The sequence below is a fragment of the Tsukamurella tyrosinosolvens genome, from assembly GCF_900104775.1.
Lineage (GTDB): Bacteria > Actinomycetota > Actinomycetes > Mycobacteriales > Mycobacteriaceae > Tsukamurella > Tsukamurella tyrosinosolvens.
Window position 1 is genome coordinate 1,955,777 of the sequence record NZ_FNSA01000003.1, and the last position, 15,752, is coordinate 1,971,528.

The 15,752-nt window shown below is 70.7% G+C and carries 15 protein-coding genes; 9 read left to right on the forward strand and 6 right to left on the reverse strand.

Annotation, left to right across the window (positions count from 1 at the left end):
- Positions 1–79 precede the first annotated feature (79 nt).
- Positions 80–1,009 carry a DMT family transporter gene (locus BLW32_RS10875; protein WP_082791459.1) on the forward strand — a complete coding sequence of 310 codons (930 nt, stop codon included), beginning with the start codon at positions 80–82 and terminating at the stop codon, positions 1,007–1,009.
- Here the strand turns inward: BLW32_RS10875 and lexA are convergent.
- Complete coding sequence (gene lexA, locus BLW32_RS10880; protein WP_146487104.1) at positions 993–1,703, reverse strand: transcriptional repressor LexA; 711 nt, start codon at positions 1,701–1,703, stop codon at positions 993–995. The genes BLW32_RS10875 and lexA overlap by 17 nt on opposite strands.
- Before the next feature lie 255 nt (positions 1,704–1,958).
- Here lexA and BLW32_RS26705 point away from each other — a divergent pair, with 255 nt between their 5' ends.
- Positions 1,959–2,591 (forward strand): LysM peptidoglycan-binding domain-containing protein, encoded by a 633-nt coding sequence (locus BLW32_RS26705; protein ID WP_068742154.1) that lies wholly within the window; start codon positions 1,959–1,961, stop codon positions 2,589–2,591.
- A 214-nt stretch (positions 2,592–2,805) separates the two neighbouring features.
- Positions 2,806–3,279 carry a transcriptional regulator NrdR gene (gene nrdR, locus BLW32_RS10890; RefSeq protein ID WP_068525039.1) on the forward strand — a complete coding sequence of 158 codons (474 nt, stop codon included), beginning with the start codon at positions 2,806–2,808 and terminating at the stop codon, positions 3,277–3,279.
- 21 nt (positions 3,280–3,300) lie between these two features.
- On the opposite strand, the gene hrpA is transcribed toward nrdR, so the two are convergent.
- Positions 3,301–7,245 (reverse strand): ATP-dependent RNA helicase HrpA, encoded by a 3,945-nt coding sequence (gene hrpA / locus BLW32_RS10895; RefSeq protein ID WP_068742153.1) that lies wholly within the window; start codon positions 7,243–7,245, stop codon positions 3,301–3,303.
- A gap of 20 nt (positions 7,246–7,265) precedes the next feature.
- Here hrpA and BLW32_RS10900 point away from each other — a divergent pair, with 20 nt between their 5' ends.
- The 3 genes from BLW32_RS10900 (at position 7,266) to BLW32_RS10910 (ending at position 10,594) form a co-directional block, all read left to right on the forward strand.
- Positions 7,266–8,519: an aminotransferase family protein gene (locus BLW32_RS10900; protein ID WP_068742152.1), complete on the forward strand. Its 1,254-nt coding sequence runs from the start codon at positions 7,266–7,268 to the stop codon at positions 8,517–8,519.
- 99 nt (positions 8,520–8,618) lie between these two features.
- Positions 8,619–8,963 (forward strand): DUF485 domain-containing protein, encoded by a 345-nt coding sequence (locus BLW32_RS10905; protein WP_068525042.1) that lies wholly within the window; start codon positions 8,619–8,621, stop codon positions 8,961–8,963.
- A complete protein-coding gene (locus BLW32_RS10910) occupies positions 8,960–10,594 on the forward strand; it encodes a monocarboxylic acid transporter (protein ID WP_068742151.1) in 1,635 nt (544 codons plus the stop codon). Before BLW32_RS10905 ends, BLW32_RS10910 begins: the two co-directional genes overlap by 4 nt.
- A gap of 61 nt (positions 10,595–10,655) precedes the next feature.
- Here BLW32_RS10910 and BLW32_RS10915 read toward each other — a convergent pair whose 3' ends face one another.
- Entirely contained in the window at positions 10,656–11,480 is an 825-nt protein-coding gene (locus BLW32_RS10915) for a sigma-70 family RNA polymerase sigma factor (RefSeq protein WP_068525044.1), read from the reverse strand.
- Between the two features lie 80 nt (positions 11,481–11,560).
- On the opposite strand from BLW32_RS10915, the gene BLW32_RS10920 reads away from it, so the two are divergent.
- On the forward strand, positions 11,561–12,019 hold the full coding sequence (locus BLW32_RS10920) for a carboxymuconolactone decarboxylase family protein (RefSeq protein ID WP_068742150.1): 459 nt from the start codon (positions 11,561–11,563) through the stop codon (positions 12,017–12,019).
- Positions 12,020–12,022: 3 nt separating this feature from the next.
- Here the strand turns inward: BLW32_RS10920 and BLW32_RS10925 are convergent, their stop codons facing one another.
- The 3 genes from BLW32_RS10925 to BLW32_RS10935 all read right to left on the reverse strand — a co-directional run bounded on the left by BLW32_RS10925 (position 12,023) and on the right by BLW32_RS10935 (position 14,012).
- Positions 12,023–12,775 carry a hypothetical protein gene (locus tag BLW32_RS10925; protein WP_068742149.1) on the reverse strand — a complete coding sequence of 251 codons (753 nt, stop codon included), beginning with the start codon at positions 12,773–12,775 and terminating at the stop codon, positions 12,023–12,025.
- 105 nt (positions 12,776–12,880) lie between these two features.
- Positions 12,881–13,420, reverse strand: a complete 540-nt coding sequence (gene ahpD / locus BLW32_RS10930) for an alkylhydroperoxidase, AhpD family (RefSeq protein WP_068742148.1) — start codon at positions 13,418–13,420, stop codon at positions 12,881–12,883.
- A gap of 4 nt (positions 13,421–13,424) precedes the next feature.
- The gene (locus BLW32_RS10935) at positions 13,425–14,012 is read right to left on the reverse strand and encodes a peroxiredoxin (RefSeq protein WP_068525048.1); all 588 of its coding nucleotides are present in this window, start codon (positions 14,010–14,012) and stop codon (positions 13,425–13,427) included.
- Between the two features lie 123 nt (positions 14,013–14,135).
- On the opposite strand from BLW32_RS10935, the gene BLW32_RS10940 reads away from it, so the two are divergent.
- Both BLW32_RS10940 and BLW32_RS10945 read left to right on the forward strand, forming a co-directional pair.
- A complete protein-coding gene (locus BLW32_RS10940) occupies positions 14,136–15,056 on the forward strand; it encodes a hydrogen peroxide-inducible genes activator (protein ID WP_068525049.1) in 921 nt (306 codons plus the stop codon).
- A 125-nt stretch (positions 15,057–15,181) separates the two neighbouring features.
- The gene (locus tag BLW32_RS10945) at positions 15,182–15,751 is read left to right on the forward strand and encodes a cysteine hydrolase family protein (RefSeq protein ID WP_068742147.1); all 570 of its coding nucleotides are present in this window, start codon (positions 15,182–15,184) and stop codon (positions 15,749–15,751) included.
- Position 15,752 lies beyond the last annotated feature (1 nt).

The window sequence follows — 15,752 nt, forward strand, 5'->3', positions numbered from 1 at the left end:
GAATGAACGATACGCACGATCGATCGTGATCGTCAATCATTGTTGGACGTGACGTACCTGTGCGTTCGACGATCGAGTCATGAGAATTCCGCCGATGCTCGCGCTCTCCGTCGTGGTGCTGTACGCCTTCGGGTATCCGCTCGGCGCCCTCGGGATCGCGGCGATGAGCCCGTTCCTGCTGCTGTTCCTGCGGTTCGCCGTCTCCGGCGTGCTCATGCTCGGCGTCGTCCGGGCGACCGGCCGGCGACTGCCCCGCGGGGCGGATCTGGGCCACGCGATCGTGGTCGGGATCCTGACGCAGGCGACGCAGTTCCTCGGGTGCTACCTGGGCCTGCAGGCCGGCGTGCCGGCGGGCGTCGCCGCGCTCATCATCGGCGTGAATCCGGCGGTGACCACGGTGGTCGCGCGGATCGCACTCCGTGAGGCCCTCACACCGCGGCGGGCGCTCGCCGCCGTGCTGGGGCTGGCGGCGGTGGTGACCGCGTGCTGGTCGACGGTGCCGGCGCTGGCCCACGCCGGTGCGGGCATCGGCTTCACGCTCCTGGGGCTCACGGGCATCGCCCTGGGTGGGGTGTACCAACAGCGGTTCTGCCGCGAGGTGGACCCCCTTGCGGGGAACGCGGTGGGGATGACCGTCGCGGCGGTGCCGGCGGGCGTCCTGGTCGCGCTGTTCGGAGCGACGGTCTCCGATCCCGTGCGCGGCGCCATCGTGCTCGTGCTCATGGTGCTGCTCAGCTCGATGACGGCGACCACGCTGTACCTGCGGGTGATCGGGATCGCGGGGGCGAGCGGGGCCGCGATGCTGTTCGCGGTGATCCCCTCGGTGTCCGCCCTGTTCGCCTTCCTCATGCTGGGCGAACCGGTGCACCCGGGAGTGATCGCCGGCCTGGCCCTCGGCGGCGCGGCGTGCGCGATCGCCTCCCGTGGCGGACGACGAGCGCCGGCCCCCGACCCTGCGGTCGACGAGCCGGCGCGGCGTGAGGCGGGTGCGGTCAGATCCGACGCATGACGGTGACCACCTTGCCGAGGATCACCGCGTCGTTGCCGTGGATGGGATCGAAGGCCGGGTTGTGCGGCATCAGCCAGACGTCACGGCCGGTCCGGCGGAAGGTCTTCACCGTGGCCTCGCCGTCGAGCATCGCCGCCACGATGTCGCCGTTCTCGGCGACGGACTGCTGCCGCACGACGACCCAGTCCCCGTCGCAGATGGCGGCGTCGGTCATCGACTCGCCCACCACCTTGAGCAGGAACAACGAGCCCTCGCCCACGAGCTCGCGGGGGAGCGGGAAGATCTCCTCCACCGCCTCCTCCGCGAGGATGGGGCCGCCCGCGGCGATGCGCCCGAGGACCGGCACGAAGGCGGGCTCGGGCATCCGATCCTCGTCCTCCATGACCTTCTGGATCACCTGAGCGGTGCGCTCCTCGGCGCCCTGGACGTTCACCGCACGGGGGCGGTTCGGGTCGCGGTGGAGGAAGCCCAGGCGCTCCAGCGTGCGCAGCTGATGTGCGACCGACGATGTGGAGGTCAGGCCCACCTCGTCACCGATCTCGCGGATGCTCGGCGGATATCCGCGGTCGCGGACCGACCGGCGGATGACCTCCAGGACCTGCTTCTGACGCCGGGTCAGGTGATCCTCGGAGACGTTGCCCTGTGCGTCGCGGAAGCGCTTGTCCCGGTGCTGGACCTGTCGTTCATCTGTCATGTGTCGCTCCTCACGCCCGTTCGGTTCCGACTCCACTGTAATGCAGCTCGAACGCCCTGACAAACATCTGTTCGAGAAATTTCCCCGCGTGTCTTCCGCTCGACCGAGGGGTGTGGTAGAAATCGAACAGAAGTTCTCTCGAACACTTGCACGCACTTCGGTGTGACTGGTGGGGCTGGATGGAAAAACTTGTCAGTCCCCTCCGATAGACCTGTAGGTGAGCGAGAAGGACCCGCTACGACATCAGGAGAGACCATGACCGCGATCATCGATCGAGACGTCATCACCGCAGCGCAGGAGGCCGGCGCCGAGGAGCAGGCGCTGGTGCGCCACGGCTCCGCCGCGGCCGACCGGCGCGGTGCCACCCGGGCGCGCGGGGTCTCGCCGCGTCTCGCCCGCAGCCGCTCCCGGGAGTCGGCTCCGGAATCGATCACCCCGTCGAACGGCCTCGACGAGGGCCTGATTCGAACGGAGCCCACGGAGGTCCGGGTGACCGGCGCGCGCGGGTCCGCCCGGCGCACCGTCGAACGCCCGGGCGTGCGTTCCGCGGCGCGGCGCGCACCCCGCGGCTACTCGCGCACCGACGGTTGCGCCCGCCGCACCCCCGGCCCCTCGCTCGCGGCGTGCGTGCTGTTCGCGGTCGGCGTCTTCGCCGGCCTGCTGGTGCTCTTCGGCGGCGCCGCGCCCGCCGAGCCGGCGCCGACCGCGGCGCAGCCGGCCCTGACGTCGATCGTCACGGTGCGCAGCGGGCAGAGCCTGGAACAGATCGCCCGCGAGATCGCGCCCGATCGCGCTCAGGCCGCCGTCGTCGCGGAGATCGCGGAGATCAACGGCTTGCAGGACGGTCGCGTGCGCGCCGGCCAGACCCTCATCACGCCGCGGTACTGACCGCCACCCACGAGCGAAGGAGACGCAGATGACCACCCGTATGGCGATAGTGGATTCCCGGCAGGGCGGGCGCTCGGCCCACCTCGACAACGTGGTGCCGTTCCCGCGCCGAGTATTCTCGAAGACGAGATCGCGGAGCACGACGGTGGCAGGGGCCACCGTGCTGCAGTTGCCCCGCCGGACGTCCGAGCGCAGCCGCGTGGGAGGTGGACCGATGTATTGCCCGTTCTGCAAGAACGAGGACACCCGTGTGGTCGATTCGCGTGTCTTCGACGACGGGCAGGGCATCCGCCGGCGTCGCTCCTGCAACGAGTGCGGCCGCCGCTTCACCACCGTGGAGAGCGCGGTCATGGCCGTCGTCAAGCGCAACGGCGTCACCGAGCCCTTCAGCCGCGAGAAGGTCGTCAAGGGCGTGCGTCGTGCGTGCCAGGGGCGCGACGTGGCCGAGGACGACCTGCACAAGCTCGCCCAGCAGGTCGAGGAGACGATCCGCGCCATGGGCGTCGCCGAGGTGCCGGCGAACGAGGTCGGCCTCGCCATCCTGGGACCGCTCCGCGACCTCGACGAAGTGGCCTACCTGCGGTTCGCCTCCGTCTACCAGGGGTTCTCGTCCATCGAGGATTTCGAGGCCGCGATCCGCGACCTCCGCACCCGCGCCGCCGCAGCGGATCCGACCGACGCGGCGTAGCCGTCCGTTCGCGCGCGGGGCTCAGCTCAGGGCCGCGATGGCGGCGAGCACTTTCTTCTCGGACACCGATCCTGCGGTGCCGAGCGACTGGGCGAACAGGCTCACCCGGAGCTCCTCGATGAGCCAGTGCACCTGGTCCAGCGCGGCGTCCCGGCGGTGTTCCGGCAGGGCGTCCAACTTCGCCGTGAGCGCGCCGTACACGCGGTCGAGCGTCGCCATGCCGCGGTCGTCACGGTCGATCGACGCGGGCAGCGCGGCCCAGCGTGCGGCGGCGCCTGCGGTGTACCGCGGGAGGTGCTGCAGGTGCGTGTCCGGGGTCGCCGCGACGAACCCGGGGAACAGGAGCGCATCGAGCTGTTCGGCGATGTCCTCCGCCGCGTCACGCAGTGCCGGCGGAGCGGAGGCGATCGCACCCCGGACCTCGGTGGCCGTCGCCACGGCCGCCGCGACGTCCGCGAAGTTCTGCTGGACCGCCTCGCCCAGGCCCGCTCGCACCGTGGCCGTCAGGGCCGCGAACTCGTCCGGCGTCCACGCGAGGCCCGCGCGGGCACGAAGGTCCGTGATGGCGCGTCGGCGACAGTCGGCCACGAGATCCATGGGCGTGGCGTACGGGCTCTGCGACAGCGCGAGGCGCTCCCGCTGCCCGACGGACTGCAGCACCGACTTGTGCGCCGCGGGCAGGGCGTTCGCGAGGAGCACATCGAGTCCGGCACCCATCAGCGCGGCCTGCTCCGGCTCCGCGGCGACCACCTTCACGCCCGCGGCGTCACCGACGGGATACAGCGTGCCGAAACCGACCACGCGGCTGCCGCGCACCTCGGTGTCGATGGTCCGCGGCACGTCGCCGAGCGTGTCGGCGGTCCACTGCTTCGCCGGCGCCCGCTCGTACGCCCCGGCGCGGCTCGACAGGTCCTGTTGCACCGCAGCGCCGAGTTCCCGCTTGAGGGCGTCGAGGTCCTTGCCCGAGCCGAGCACGCGGCCGTCGTCGCCGATCACCGTGAACGTCACCCGCAGGTGATCGGGGATCGCGCCGGCGGAGAAGTCGCCGGCGCGGATCACCGTGCCGGACAACTGCGTCAGCTCACGGGCGAGGCCCTCGGTCAGGGGCTCCGCGCGGGGCGTGAGGCGCGCCAGCGCCGCCGCGGCGAAGTCGGGCGCGGGCACGACTTCGCGGCGCAACTGCTTCGGCAACGACTTGATCAGCGCCACGGCGAGGTCCTCGCGCATCGCGGGAACGAGCCATTCGAATCCGTCGGCGCGGACCGTCGCCAGGTCCTTGACGGGTATGCGGGCCGTGACGCCGTCGTCGGCGGCGCCGGGCTCGAACCGGTACTTGAGCGGTACCTCGATGCGTCCCTGCAGCCACGACGTCGGGTACGCCTCCGCGGTGACGTCGGCGGCACCGTCGGCGAGGAGGTCGTCGGCGGTGAAGTCGAGCCGGCCGGGATCGGTCCGCGAGGCCTTCTTCCACCAGGAGTCGAAGTGCCGCGCTGAGACGATGCCCTCGGGCACGCGCCGGTCGTAGAAGTCGAAGAGCCCGTCCTCGTCCACGACGATGTCGCGGCGACGCGCCTTGTCCTCCAGGTACTCCGCATCGTCGAGCAGCGCCCGGTTGCGCGCGAAGAACGGGTGCCGCGTGCGCCACTCGCCCTGGACGAGCGCGTGTCGCAGGAACAGCTCCCGCGCGGCGACGGGGTCGATCCGGCCGAAGTTCACGGTGCGGTCGGCGACCAGCGGCACGCCGAACAGCGTGACGCGCTCCTTGGCCAGCACGGCCTCCCGCTTGGTGGACCAGTGCGGCTCGGAGTAGTGGTGCTTCGCGAGCGGCCCCGCGAGCTTCTCGGCCCACTCCGGCTCGATCTTCGCGACCGTCCGCGCGAACAGCCGCGAGGTCTCCACGAGCTCGCCCGCCATGACGAACCGCGGGGGCTTCTTGGACAGCGCTGAACCGGGGAAGACGAGGAACTTCGTGTTGCGCGCGCCCAGGAACTCCCTGCCGTCGGGCTCGCGCAGCCCGATCTGGGAGAGCAGCCCGGCCAGCATCGCCTGGTGGATCAGGTCGGGCGACGGTGCCGGTTCCCGTCCCAGCGAGTCCAACTTCCAGCCGAGGTCCCGGCAGATCTGCCGGAGCTGGCCCTGCAGGTCCTGCCACTCGCGGATCCGCACGTAATGCAGGAACTCCCGCTGGCACTCCCGCCGGAAGGCGCTGGAGCTCAGCTCGGCCCGCCGGTCGCCCAGGTGGCGCCAGAGGTTGAGGTAGGAGAGGAAGTCGGAGGTCGGGTCCGCGAAGCGGGCGTGCTGCGCGTCCGCGGCCTGACGGTGCTCGGCCGGCCGCTCGCGGACGTCCTGGATGGACAGCCCAGCGACGATGACGAGCACCTCGGGGAGCACTCCGAACTCGCGGGCCGCGACCAGCATGCGCGCCATGCGCGGGTCGACGGGCAGGTCGGCGAGCTGGCGGCCGACGGCGGACAGGCGCTTGCGCCCCTCGTGCGCATCCTCGAGTGCTCCCAGCTCCTCGAGCAGCGCCGTGCCGTCGCGGACGGCCCGCTCGTCGGGCGGCTGCACGAACGGGAAGGCGGAGACCTCGCCCAGTTCCAGCGCGGTCATCGACAGGATGACCGAGGCGAGGTTGGTCCGCAGGATCTCGGGATCGGTGTACACGGGCCGGGCGTCGAAATCCTCCTCCGAGTACAGCCGGATCGCGATGCCGTCGGAGGTGCGGCCGCAGCGGCCGGAGCGCTGCTGCGCGGAGGCCTGCGAGACCGGCTCGATCGGCAGTCGCTGCACCTTGGTGCGCACCGAGTACCGCGAGATGCGCGCGGTACCCGTGTCCACGACGTACTTGATGCCGGGCACGGTCAGCGAGGTCTCGGCGACGTTGGTGGACAGGACGATCCGCCGTCCCGTGTGCGGGGCGAAGACGCGGTGCTGCTCGGCGGAGGAGAGCCGCGCGTAGAGGGGGAGGATCTCGGTCCCGGGCCGCACGTGCGCCTGCAGCGCCTCGGCGGCGTCGCGGATCTCACGCTCGCCGGAGAGGAAGACGAGGACGTCGCCGGGCGCCTCGCGGGAGAGCTCGTCGACGGCGTGCACGATCCCGGTGACCTGGTCGAGCGGCTCGGAATCGTCGGTCATCTCGTCGAGCGGGCGGTACCGGATCTCCACCGGGTACGTGCGACCGCTGACCTCGATGACGGGGGCGGGGGCACCGTCGGGCCGGGCGAAGTGGGTGGCGAACCGCTCCGGTTCGATGGTCGCGGAGGTGACGATCACCTTGAGATCGGGCCTGCGGGGCAGGATCTGGCGCAGGTAGCCCAGAAGGAAGTCGATGTTGAGGCTGCGCTCGTGGGCCTCGTCGATGATGATCGTGTCGTAGTCGCGCAGCAGCCGGTCGCGGGTGAGCTCGCGCAGCAGGATGCCGTCGGTCATGAGCTTGACCGACGTCTTCGGCGACACCCGGTCGGTGAACCGCACCGCGTAGCCGACGGCATCGCCCAGCTCGGACTTCGTCTCCTCGGCGATGCGTTCGGCGACGCTGCGGGCGGCGAGCCGCCGGGGCTGCGTGTGGCCGATCATGCCGCGGACGCCGCGCCCCAGCTCGAGGCAGATCTTCGGCAGCTGTGTCGTCTTCCCCGAGCCGGTCTCGCCGGCCAGGATGATCACCTGGTTCTCGGCGATGGCCTTCGCGATCTCCTCGCGCCGGGCGCTGACGGGCAGGTTCTCGGGGTAGACGATGGCCGGCACCGCTGCCTTGCGCTCGGCGTAGCGTCCCCGCGCCGTCTCGATCTCGCGGGCCAGCTTCGGCAGATCGGAGGGCTTGGCGCGCTTGAGTCTCCCGCGCAGCCTGGCTTCGTCCCGCAGGGTGAGCGCGGGGTCGGCATCGGTGCCGAGCGCGGCGTACAGATCGCGCTTCGACGGTCCGCCGTCGCCGTCGTCTCGTGCGGTGCGCGTCTCCTGCTTCGTCATTTGCGACTAGTTTATCCACCATGAGCGGACAGGGACCCACGACCTCATCGGCACTCTGGCACGGCTTCGCGGACATGGGCGCCGTGCAGCGCGACGGTGCCTTCGTCTTCGCGCGCGGCGAGGGCGCCTACGTCTTCGACACCGAGGGCAACCGCTACCTGGACGCGACCGCCGGCCTGTGGTTCGCGAACGTCGGGCACGGCCGCGCCGAGGTCGCGGACGCGGTGCGCGACCAGCTGCTCAAGGTCGCGCACGTGACCGGCTTCGGCGACGCCGCCACCGACACGACGGTCGCCCTCGCCGAGCGCCTGCAGGGCATCGCGCCGGTGCCGGACAGCAAGATCTTCTTCACCTCCGGCGGCTCCGATTCGGTGGATTCCGCGATCAAGCTGGCCCGCCGCTACTGGCAGGAGAAGGGCCGGCCCGAGAAGAAGCTCATCGTCGGCCGTTCCAACGCCTACCACGGCATGCACGTGGGCGGTACCAGCCTGGGCGGCATCCCGGTCAACGCCGAGGGCTACGGGGGCGTGCTCTTCGACGACACCGCCACCGTCGCGTGGGACGACGCCAAGGAGCTGCTCGGCCTCATCGAGCGGGTCGGCGCCGAGGCGATCGCGGCCTTCGTGGCCGAGCCCGTGATCGGCGCCGGCGGTCTGCTGCCGCCGCCGGAGGGCTACCTGCGCGAGGTCCGCGACATCTGCCGCGAGCACGACGTGTTGTTCATCGCCGACGAGGTGATCACCGGCTTCGGCCGGATCGGCGGCGCCTGGTTCGCGTCGAGCCGGTTCGATCTGGAGCCCGACCTGATGACCACCGCGAAGGGGCTGACCAGCGGCTACGTCCCGATGGGGGCGCTGTTCGTGGCGCCGCGCGTCGCCGAGCCCTTCTTCGCGGGCGGCGTGTGGTGGCGGCACGGCTACACCTACGGCGGGCACGCGGCGGCGGCCGCGGCGTCGATGGCCGTGCTCGACATCATGGAGCGCGAGAACCTCGTCGCGGAGGCGCTGCGGCTGCAGGACACGCTGCTGCGCGAGCTGTCCGCGCTCGCCGATCACCCGAAGGTCAAGGACGTGCGGGGCGGCGTCGGCGCGGTCGCGGGCGTGCAGTTGCACGAGCCGGCGGAGGCGATGGCGATGGTGAAGAAGCTGCGGGCGCAGGGCGTCTCGGGCCGCGCCGCGGGCCTCGGCACGCTCCAGTACTCGCCGGCACTGATCACGACGGACGAGCAGGTCGCCGAGATCGCCGCGGCCACGCGACGGGCCCTCGACGCCTGAGCCGAGTAAGCCCCGGGCAATGACCGTTGCAAGGGGTTGCACGGCGTTTGTGGCCGATTCAAACCCGTGGTCAATGTGGTCCGTGCCACACTTTCGGACGTGAACGAAGAGGATACGGCGGCGGTCTACCAGCGCGCCTACGACAGCAAGGAATTCCACGAACTCCGCCGCAGGCTGGCGTCCTTCGTGATCCCGATCTCCGTGGCCTTCCTGCTCTGGTACGTCCTGTACGTGCTGCTGGCCACCTACGCGCACGACTTCATGAGCCAGAAGCTGTTCGGCAACATCAACGTCGCGCTGGTGATGGGGCTCGGGCAGTTCGTGACCACGTTCGCCATCACCTGGGCGTACGTGCGATTCGCGAACAACACGATCGACCCGATGGCCACCGAGCTGCGCGAGCACATCGAGGGCGAGCTCAAGGCCGGGGAGGCGGGCAAGTGACCGATCTCCTCGCCTGGGAACCGCGCACGATCGAGGTCGGCCAGCAGGTCGGCTCCACCACGCTCAACATCGTGATCTTCCTGCTGTTCATCGGCGTCACGATGGGACTGGTCATCAAGGCCAGTCGAACGACCAAGAAGGCCACCGACTTCTACACCGGCGGCGCCACGTTCACCGGCCCGCAGAACGGCTTCGCCATCGCGGGCGACTACCTCTCCGCCGCCAGCTTCCTCGGCATCTGCGGCGCCATCGCCGTCCAGGGCTACGACGGCTTCCTGTACTCCATCGGCTTCCTCGTCGCGTGGCTCGTCGCGCTCCTGCTCGTCGCCGAGCGGCTGCGCAACGTCGGCAAGTTCACCATGGCCGACGTGCTGAGCTTCCGGCTCAAGCAGCGCCCCGTCCGCATGGCCGCCGCGCTCGCGACGCTCACCGTCTCGCTCTTCTACCTGATCGCCCAGATGGCCGGCGCGGGCGGCCTCGTCTCGCTGCTGCTCAACATCAAGGGCACCACCGGGCAGGCCGTCGTGGTCGCGGTGGTCGGCGTGCTCATGATCGTCTACGTGCTGGTCGGCGGCATGAAGGGCACGACCTACGTGCAGATGGTCAAGGCCGTCCTGCTGGTCGGCGGCGCGCTGCTCATGACGCTCATGGTGCTCGCCGCGGTCAAGGGCAACTTCTCCGACCTGCTGCAGAAGGCCATCGACGGCAGCGCTTCGGGGCAGAAGATCATCGAGCCCGGCCTCAAGTACGGCAAGACCGAGACCACCAAGCTCGACTTCATCTCGCTGGCGCTGGCCCTCGTGCTCGGCACCGCGGGCCTGCCGCACGTGCTCATGCGCTTCTACACCGTGCCCACCGCCAAGGAGGCCCGCCGCTCGGTGACCTGGGCGATCGGCCTGATCGGCGCCTTCTACATCTTCACCCTGGTCCTGGGCTTCGGTGCCGCCGCCTACGTGGGCGCCGACGTCATCGCCAAGGCCCCGGGCGGTGTGAACTCCGCGGCGCCGCTCCTCGCCTTCTCGCTCGGCGGCACGATCCTCATGGCCGTCATCTCCGCCGTCGCGTTCGCCACGATCCTCGCGGTCGTCGCGGGCCTCGCCATCACGGCGTCCGCCAGCCTCGCGCACGACATCTACAACGGCGTCATCAAGCGCGGCCAGGCGTCGGAGGAATCGCAGGTCCGCGTCTCGAGGATCACCGTGGTGGTGATCGGCATCGCGTCGATCATCCTCGGCATCGGGGCGATGGGCCAGAACATCGCCTTCCTGGTGGCGCTGGCGTTCGCCGTCGCCGCGTCGGCCAACCTGCCGACGATCCTGTTCTCCCTGTTCTGGCGGAAGTTCAACACCACCGGCGCGGTGCTGTCGATGTACGGCGGCCTCATGTCGGCCATCGTGCTGATCATCTTCTCGCCGGCCGTCTCGGGGAAGTCGACGTCGATGTTCAAGTCGCTCGACTTCCACTGGTTCCCGCTGGAGAACCCCGGCCTGGTGTCGATCCCGATCGGCTTCGGACTCGCGATCCTCGGCACGATCTTCGGCAAGCCCGACACCGAGCTCGCCGACAAGGCGGTCGAGATGGAGGTCCGCTCGCTCACCGGCGTCGGGGTCGAGAAGGCCATCGATCACTAGGTCCCGCACACCGACGGTGCCCGTCCCCGGCTTCCGGGGGCGGGCACCGTCGTTTCCCGGGTCAGAGCGGGACGATCTCGCTGCCCGCGACCTCGTCGGCGCGCAGGGTGACGTCGAGGGCGGCGATGCGGCCGTCCTCGGTGAAGGTCACGTCGCCGAGCAGCAGGTAGTCGGACGCGCCGGGCAGCCGCACGGTGTAGCCGAGGACGCCGTCGACCAGCGCGACGAGTGCCGTCTTCGCCTTGAACAGGAAGGCCTCCGCGATCGCGGGCGCGCCGGTCAGCACGGACGTGGCCGCACCGTCCGTGTGCGTGCGGAAGACCGCGTCGGGATCGAGCAGGTCGACGAGCGCCGTGAAGTCACCGTCGCGCGACGCGGCGAGGAAGGCGCGCACGGCGTCGGTGCGCACGGCATCCGGCCGGGGCGCACCCGCTACTCGGCGGCGCGCGCGACTGGCGAGCTGGCGGGTCGCGGCGGGGCTCCTGCCGAGGATCGCCGCGACGTCGTCGAAGGGCACGGCGAAGACGTCGTGCAGGACGAAGGCGACCCGTTCGGCCGGCGCGAGGTCGTCGAGCACCGCGCCCATCGCTGCGCCCACGGACTCGGCGAGCTGCGCCTCGTCGTCCGGTGCGGGCGCGGGGTCGGCGGGGTCCACCTCGTCGAGCGGCGTCGTCTCGCGCCGGGCCCGCAGGCGGTCCAGGCAGATCCGCGAGACCACGGTCGTCAGCCACGCGGTCGGATTGTCGACGGTTCCGGCTCCGTCCGCCCGGTCCGCCCGCAGCCACGCCTCCTGCACCGCGTCCTCGGCGTCGGCGGGGGAGCCGAGCATCCGCGCGGCCACCGCGAGCAGCCGGGGCCGCGCGTTCTCGAAGTCGTCCAGGTCCATGTGTCACATCCTCCGTCGTCGATCCGTCAGGGAGATGACGGGGCGCCCGCCCCGAGTGTGACCGATCGAAGGAGAACACCATGACCGCACGGATGACGAACCCCGCCTTCGTCCTGCCCGGGGCGCTGGACGCGCTGACGAAGCTCGGTGAGGCGGTGGCGGCGTCGGGGCTGTCGCCGGAGTTGCTGGAGCTGGTGAACATGCGGGCGAGCCAGCTCAACAGCTGCAGCACCTGCCTCGACGGGCACTGGCGGATGGCGCGCAAGCACGGCGCGTCCGACGAGAAGCTCTTCGCCGTCGGGGCGTGGCGTCACACGCCCTACTTCTCCGATGCCGAGCGGATCGCGCTGGAGCTCACGGAGGAGCTGACCGCGCTCGCGGGGCATCCCGACGCCGTGCCGGACGAGCTGTGGGACGCCGCCGCGGACGAGTTCGACGCGAGCCAGCTCGCCGCGCTGGTGCTCGCCGTCGGTCAGATCAACCTGTGGAACCGCGTGAACCACGCGACCCGGCAGGAGGCGGGTTCCTGGCGGCCGTGACGATCACGGCAGGACGAAGCCGACGAGCCACCCGACCCCCGCCGATGCCGCGGCTGCGACGATCGCGGCCAGGAGTGAGAGCAGACAGCCGTGCGCGCCGTCGCGCCGCGGTCTCGGTGGTGCGGGTTCGTCGTACGGCTCGGGTGCTCCCGGCGGGCCGTCCGGGCGGCGACGGCGGGGGAATCGCACGAGCGGCCGCGGTTCGAGGATCAGGTAGAGGATCACCCCGATCTGGCCGATGACGAACATCCAGAACCAGGCCCAGCGATTGCCCCAGCGCGGGGTCGACGCGAGCATCACGGCGAAGGTCGCGAGCCAGGTGAGCGAGACGAGCAGGCTGAACCATTCCGGAGTCCGCAACGGCCAGGCGATGAAGGTCGGACCGTCGTCGGACTCACGATCGAGGTCGACGCCTCGCGCACGCATGTCGTTCGCGAACGTCGACCACGGCGACGGGCCCGCGGCGTCCGACGTGGACCGCGTGGTCCACTCGGGCATCTCCCACGGAGGCGTGTCGACGACCGTGCCCTGCTTCCACCGGAACGGGCCCGTGGACCAGGTCCCGGTCCGGACGGAGTCCTGGGTCCATTGGTTCTTCGGGATGATGACCCGGGTGACGGAGCCCTGCTCCACATCGCGGCGGAAGTCCTCGTAGCTCGCCTCGCGGGGGTGCGCGGCCGCCGCGGCAGCGACCGCCGCGATGACGAGGACGACCAGGGCGGCGGCGCGGAGCGCCACCAGGAGGTTCTGCCGCATGCCTGGTAGGTCGGGGGTGGCACGCTGTTCGTTACGCGTACGAGAACGACGGTGCCCGCCCCTCGCGAGGAGGGACGGGCACCGTCGTCGGGTGAAGCGGTGGAGCTAGACCGAGGCGGTCGCGAGGGTCTCGGCGGCGAAGATCGCCTGCGCGACGCCCTGCACGGTGGCCGCGACCTTGACGGCCTCGAAGGCCTGCTCCTTGGTGAGGCCCGCCTTGCGGACCACGTCGTCGTGCGCGGCGACGCAGTGCTCGCAGCCGTTGATCGCCGAGACGGCGAGGCTCCACAGCTCGAAGTCGGTCTTGTCGACGCCGGGGTTGCCGATGATGTTCATCCGCAGGCCCATGCGCACCTGGGCGTAGTCGGCGCCGAGGAAGCCCTTGGCGCGGTACGCGACGTTGTTCATGCCCATGACCGAGGCGGCACCGAGGGCGGCCTGGTAGGCCTCCGCCGACAGCGTGTCGGCGGCCTCTTCGGCGATCTCGCGCAGGACGGTCGCGTTCTTGGTGGCCGCGGCCGAGGCGAGGAAGGTGCCCCACAGCTGCTGCTCGGTGAGCTCGGTGGAGCGCGCGAGAGAGCTGAGGTTGAGTTTGAGGTCCTTGGCGTACTCGGGGACCGCGTTCTTCAGGTTGTCGATCGACATGTGTTTAGACGCTCTCCTTCAGCAGCTCGCCGGCGTCGAGGGTCGGGTCGCCCTTCTTCCAGTTGCAGGCGCACAGCTCGTCGGACTGCAGGGCGTCCAGCACGCGGAGCACCTCGTCGACGTTGCGGCCCACGGAACCGGCGGTCACGGAGACGAACTGGATCTCGTTGTTGGGGTCCACGATGAAGGTGGCACGGTCCGCGACGCCGTCGGCGTTGAGGACGCCGGTGGCCTCGGCCAGCTCCCGCTTGAGGTCCGAGAGCATCGGGAAGGGGAGGGTCTTGAGATCCTCGTGCTGCGCGCGCCACTGGAAGTGCACGAACTCGTTGTCGACCGAGGCGCCGAGCACCTGGGCGTCACGATCGGCGAACTCGTCGTTGAGCTTGCCGAAGGCGGCGATCTCGGTGGGGCAGACGAAGGTGAAGTCCTTCGGCCAGAAGAAGACGATCTTCCACTTGCCGGCGTAGTCGTCGCTGGTGACGGTGGTGAAGTAGTCGTCCGGCTGCTGCGCGTCGACCTTCGAGAGGTCGCCGCCGATCACGGCGGTGAGGTTGAACGCGGGGAACTGATCGCCGATCGTCAAGAGGGGCACGGTAACTCCTTCATCACTGTGTGCAGGCGCCCGATGGGTGCGGGCTTCGTTTCGTGATCGATTCTTCCGTTCGAATCACAACGTTGTAAAGCAAAGGTGATGGATGGCACTAGACTGATAGGTATGTCCGATCAGCCTTATCAGCCGACCCTCGCGCAGCTGCGCGCTTTCGTCGCAGTGGCACGCTCGCGCCACTTCGGGACCGCGGCGACGTCGCTCGGCGTGAGCCAGCCGTCGCTGTCGCAGGCGCTGGCCTCGCTCGAGGCGGGACTCGGCGTGCAGCTGGTGGAGCGCAGCACGCGCAAGGTGCTCATCACCGAGGCGGGGATGGCGCTGCTGGAGCAGGCTTCCGTCATCGTGGCATCGGCGGCGGAGCTCGTGAGCTCGGCGGCCGGCCTCACCGGCGAACTCCGCGGCACGCTGCGGCTCGGCATGATCCCGACGGTCGCGCCCTACCGACTGCCCCGTCTGCTGCCGCAGCTGCGGGCCGAGGTCGACGACCTGGCGGTCACCGTCGTCGAGGATCAGACGGCCCGACTGCTCGAGGCGCTGCGCTCCGGCAGGATCGACGTGGCCGTCCTCGCGCTGCCCGTGCACAGCTCGTCCGTCGCCGAGATCCCGCTCTACGACGAGGAGTTCGTGCTCGTCGTGCCGCCCGGGCACCCGCTCGCCGGGCGTGACGACCTCACCGCGGACGACCTCTCCGGCCTCCCGCTCCTGCTCCTCGACGAGGGGCACTGCCTGCGGGATCAGGCGCTCGATCTGTGCCGGCAGGCGGAGGAGGGTGTCGGCGTCATGGGCGACACCCGGGCGGCCTCGCTCGCGACGATCGTGCAGTGCGTCTCCGGCGGGTTGGGGGTCACCCTGCTGCCCGAGCCCGCGGTCGCCGTCGAGCTGCGCGGCACGGACCTGGCGACTGCGCGGTTCGCCGCGCCCGCGCCGGGGCGCCGGATCGGCCTCGCCTACCGCGCGTCCAGCGCGAAGACCGAGGGCTTCGCCCGCCTCGCCGAGATCGCCCGCGCGGCCGCGGGATCTGCCGTGTGACCTGGCCGAACGGGCGTGTCATGGCGCCATGACCGCAGCGACCCGCCCGCACCTCCTTTCGCTGGAGGAGTGGGAGGCCGTGCGGGTGGATCTCGACGCGCTGCGCTGAGCGCTAGCCTGGGCGCATGGCTTCCGATCGCTCCGTTCTGCTTCTCATGGACTACCAGCGCGGCATCGTCGACGGTGCCGAGCGGCCCGGCGTCGCCGCGCTCGCCTCCGCGGCGCGGGCCCTGTCGTCGGCGCGCGACCACGGCGTGCCGGTCGTGCACGTGCGCGTCGCCTTCCGGCCCGACTATCCCGAGATCCCGCCGACCAACCGGGCTTTCGCCATGCTGCGCGAGGGCGGCGACTCGATGACCGAGGTCTCGCCACTGACGGCGATCGTCCCCGAGGTGGCGCCCCTGCCGGGCGAGCCCGTCGTGGTCAAGCGCCGGTTCGGGGCGTTCAGCGGCAGCGATCTCGATGTGGTGCTGCGCGGCCTGCAGGCCGATCACCTCGTGCTCGCGGGCATCTCGACGAGCGGCGTCGTGCTCTCGACGGTCCGCTACGCGGGCGATCTGGACTACCGCCTCACGGTCCTGGCCGACGCGTGCGCCGACCACGACTCCGAGGTCCATCGGGTGCTGGTGAGCAAGGTCTTCCCGCGTCAGGCCGAGGTGCTGGCGGCCGACGAGTGGATCGAGTCGCTGGGCTGAG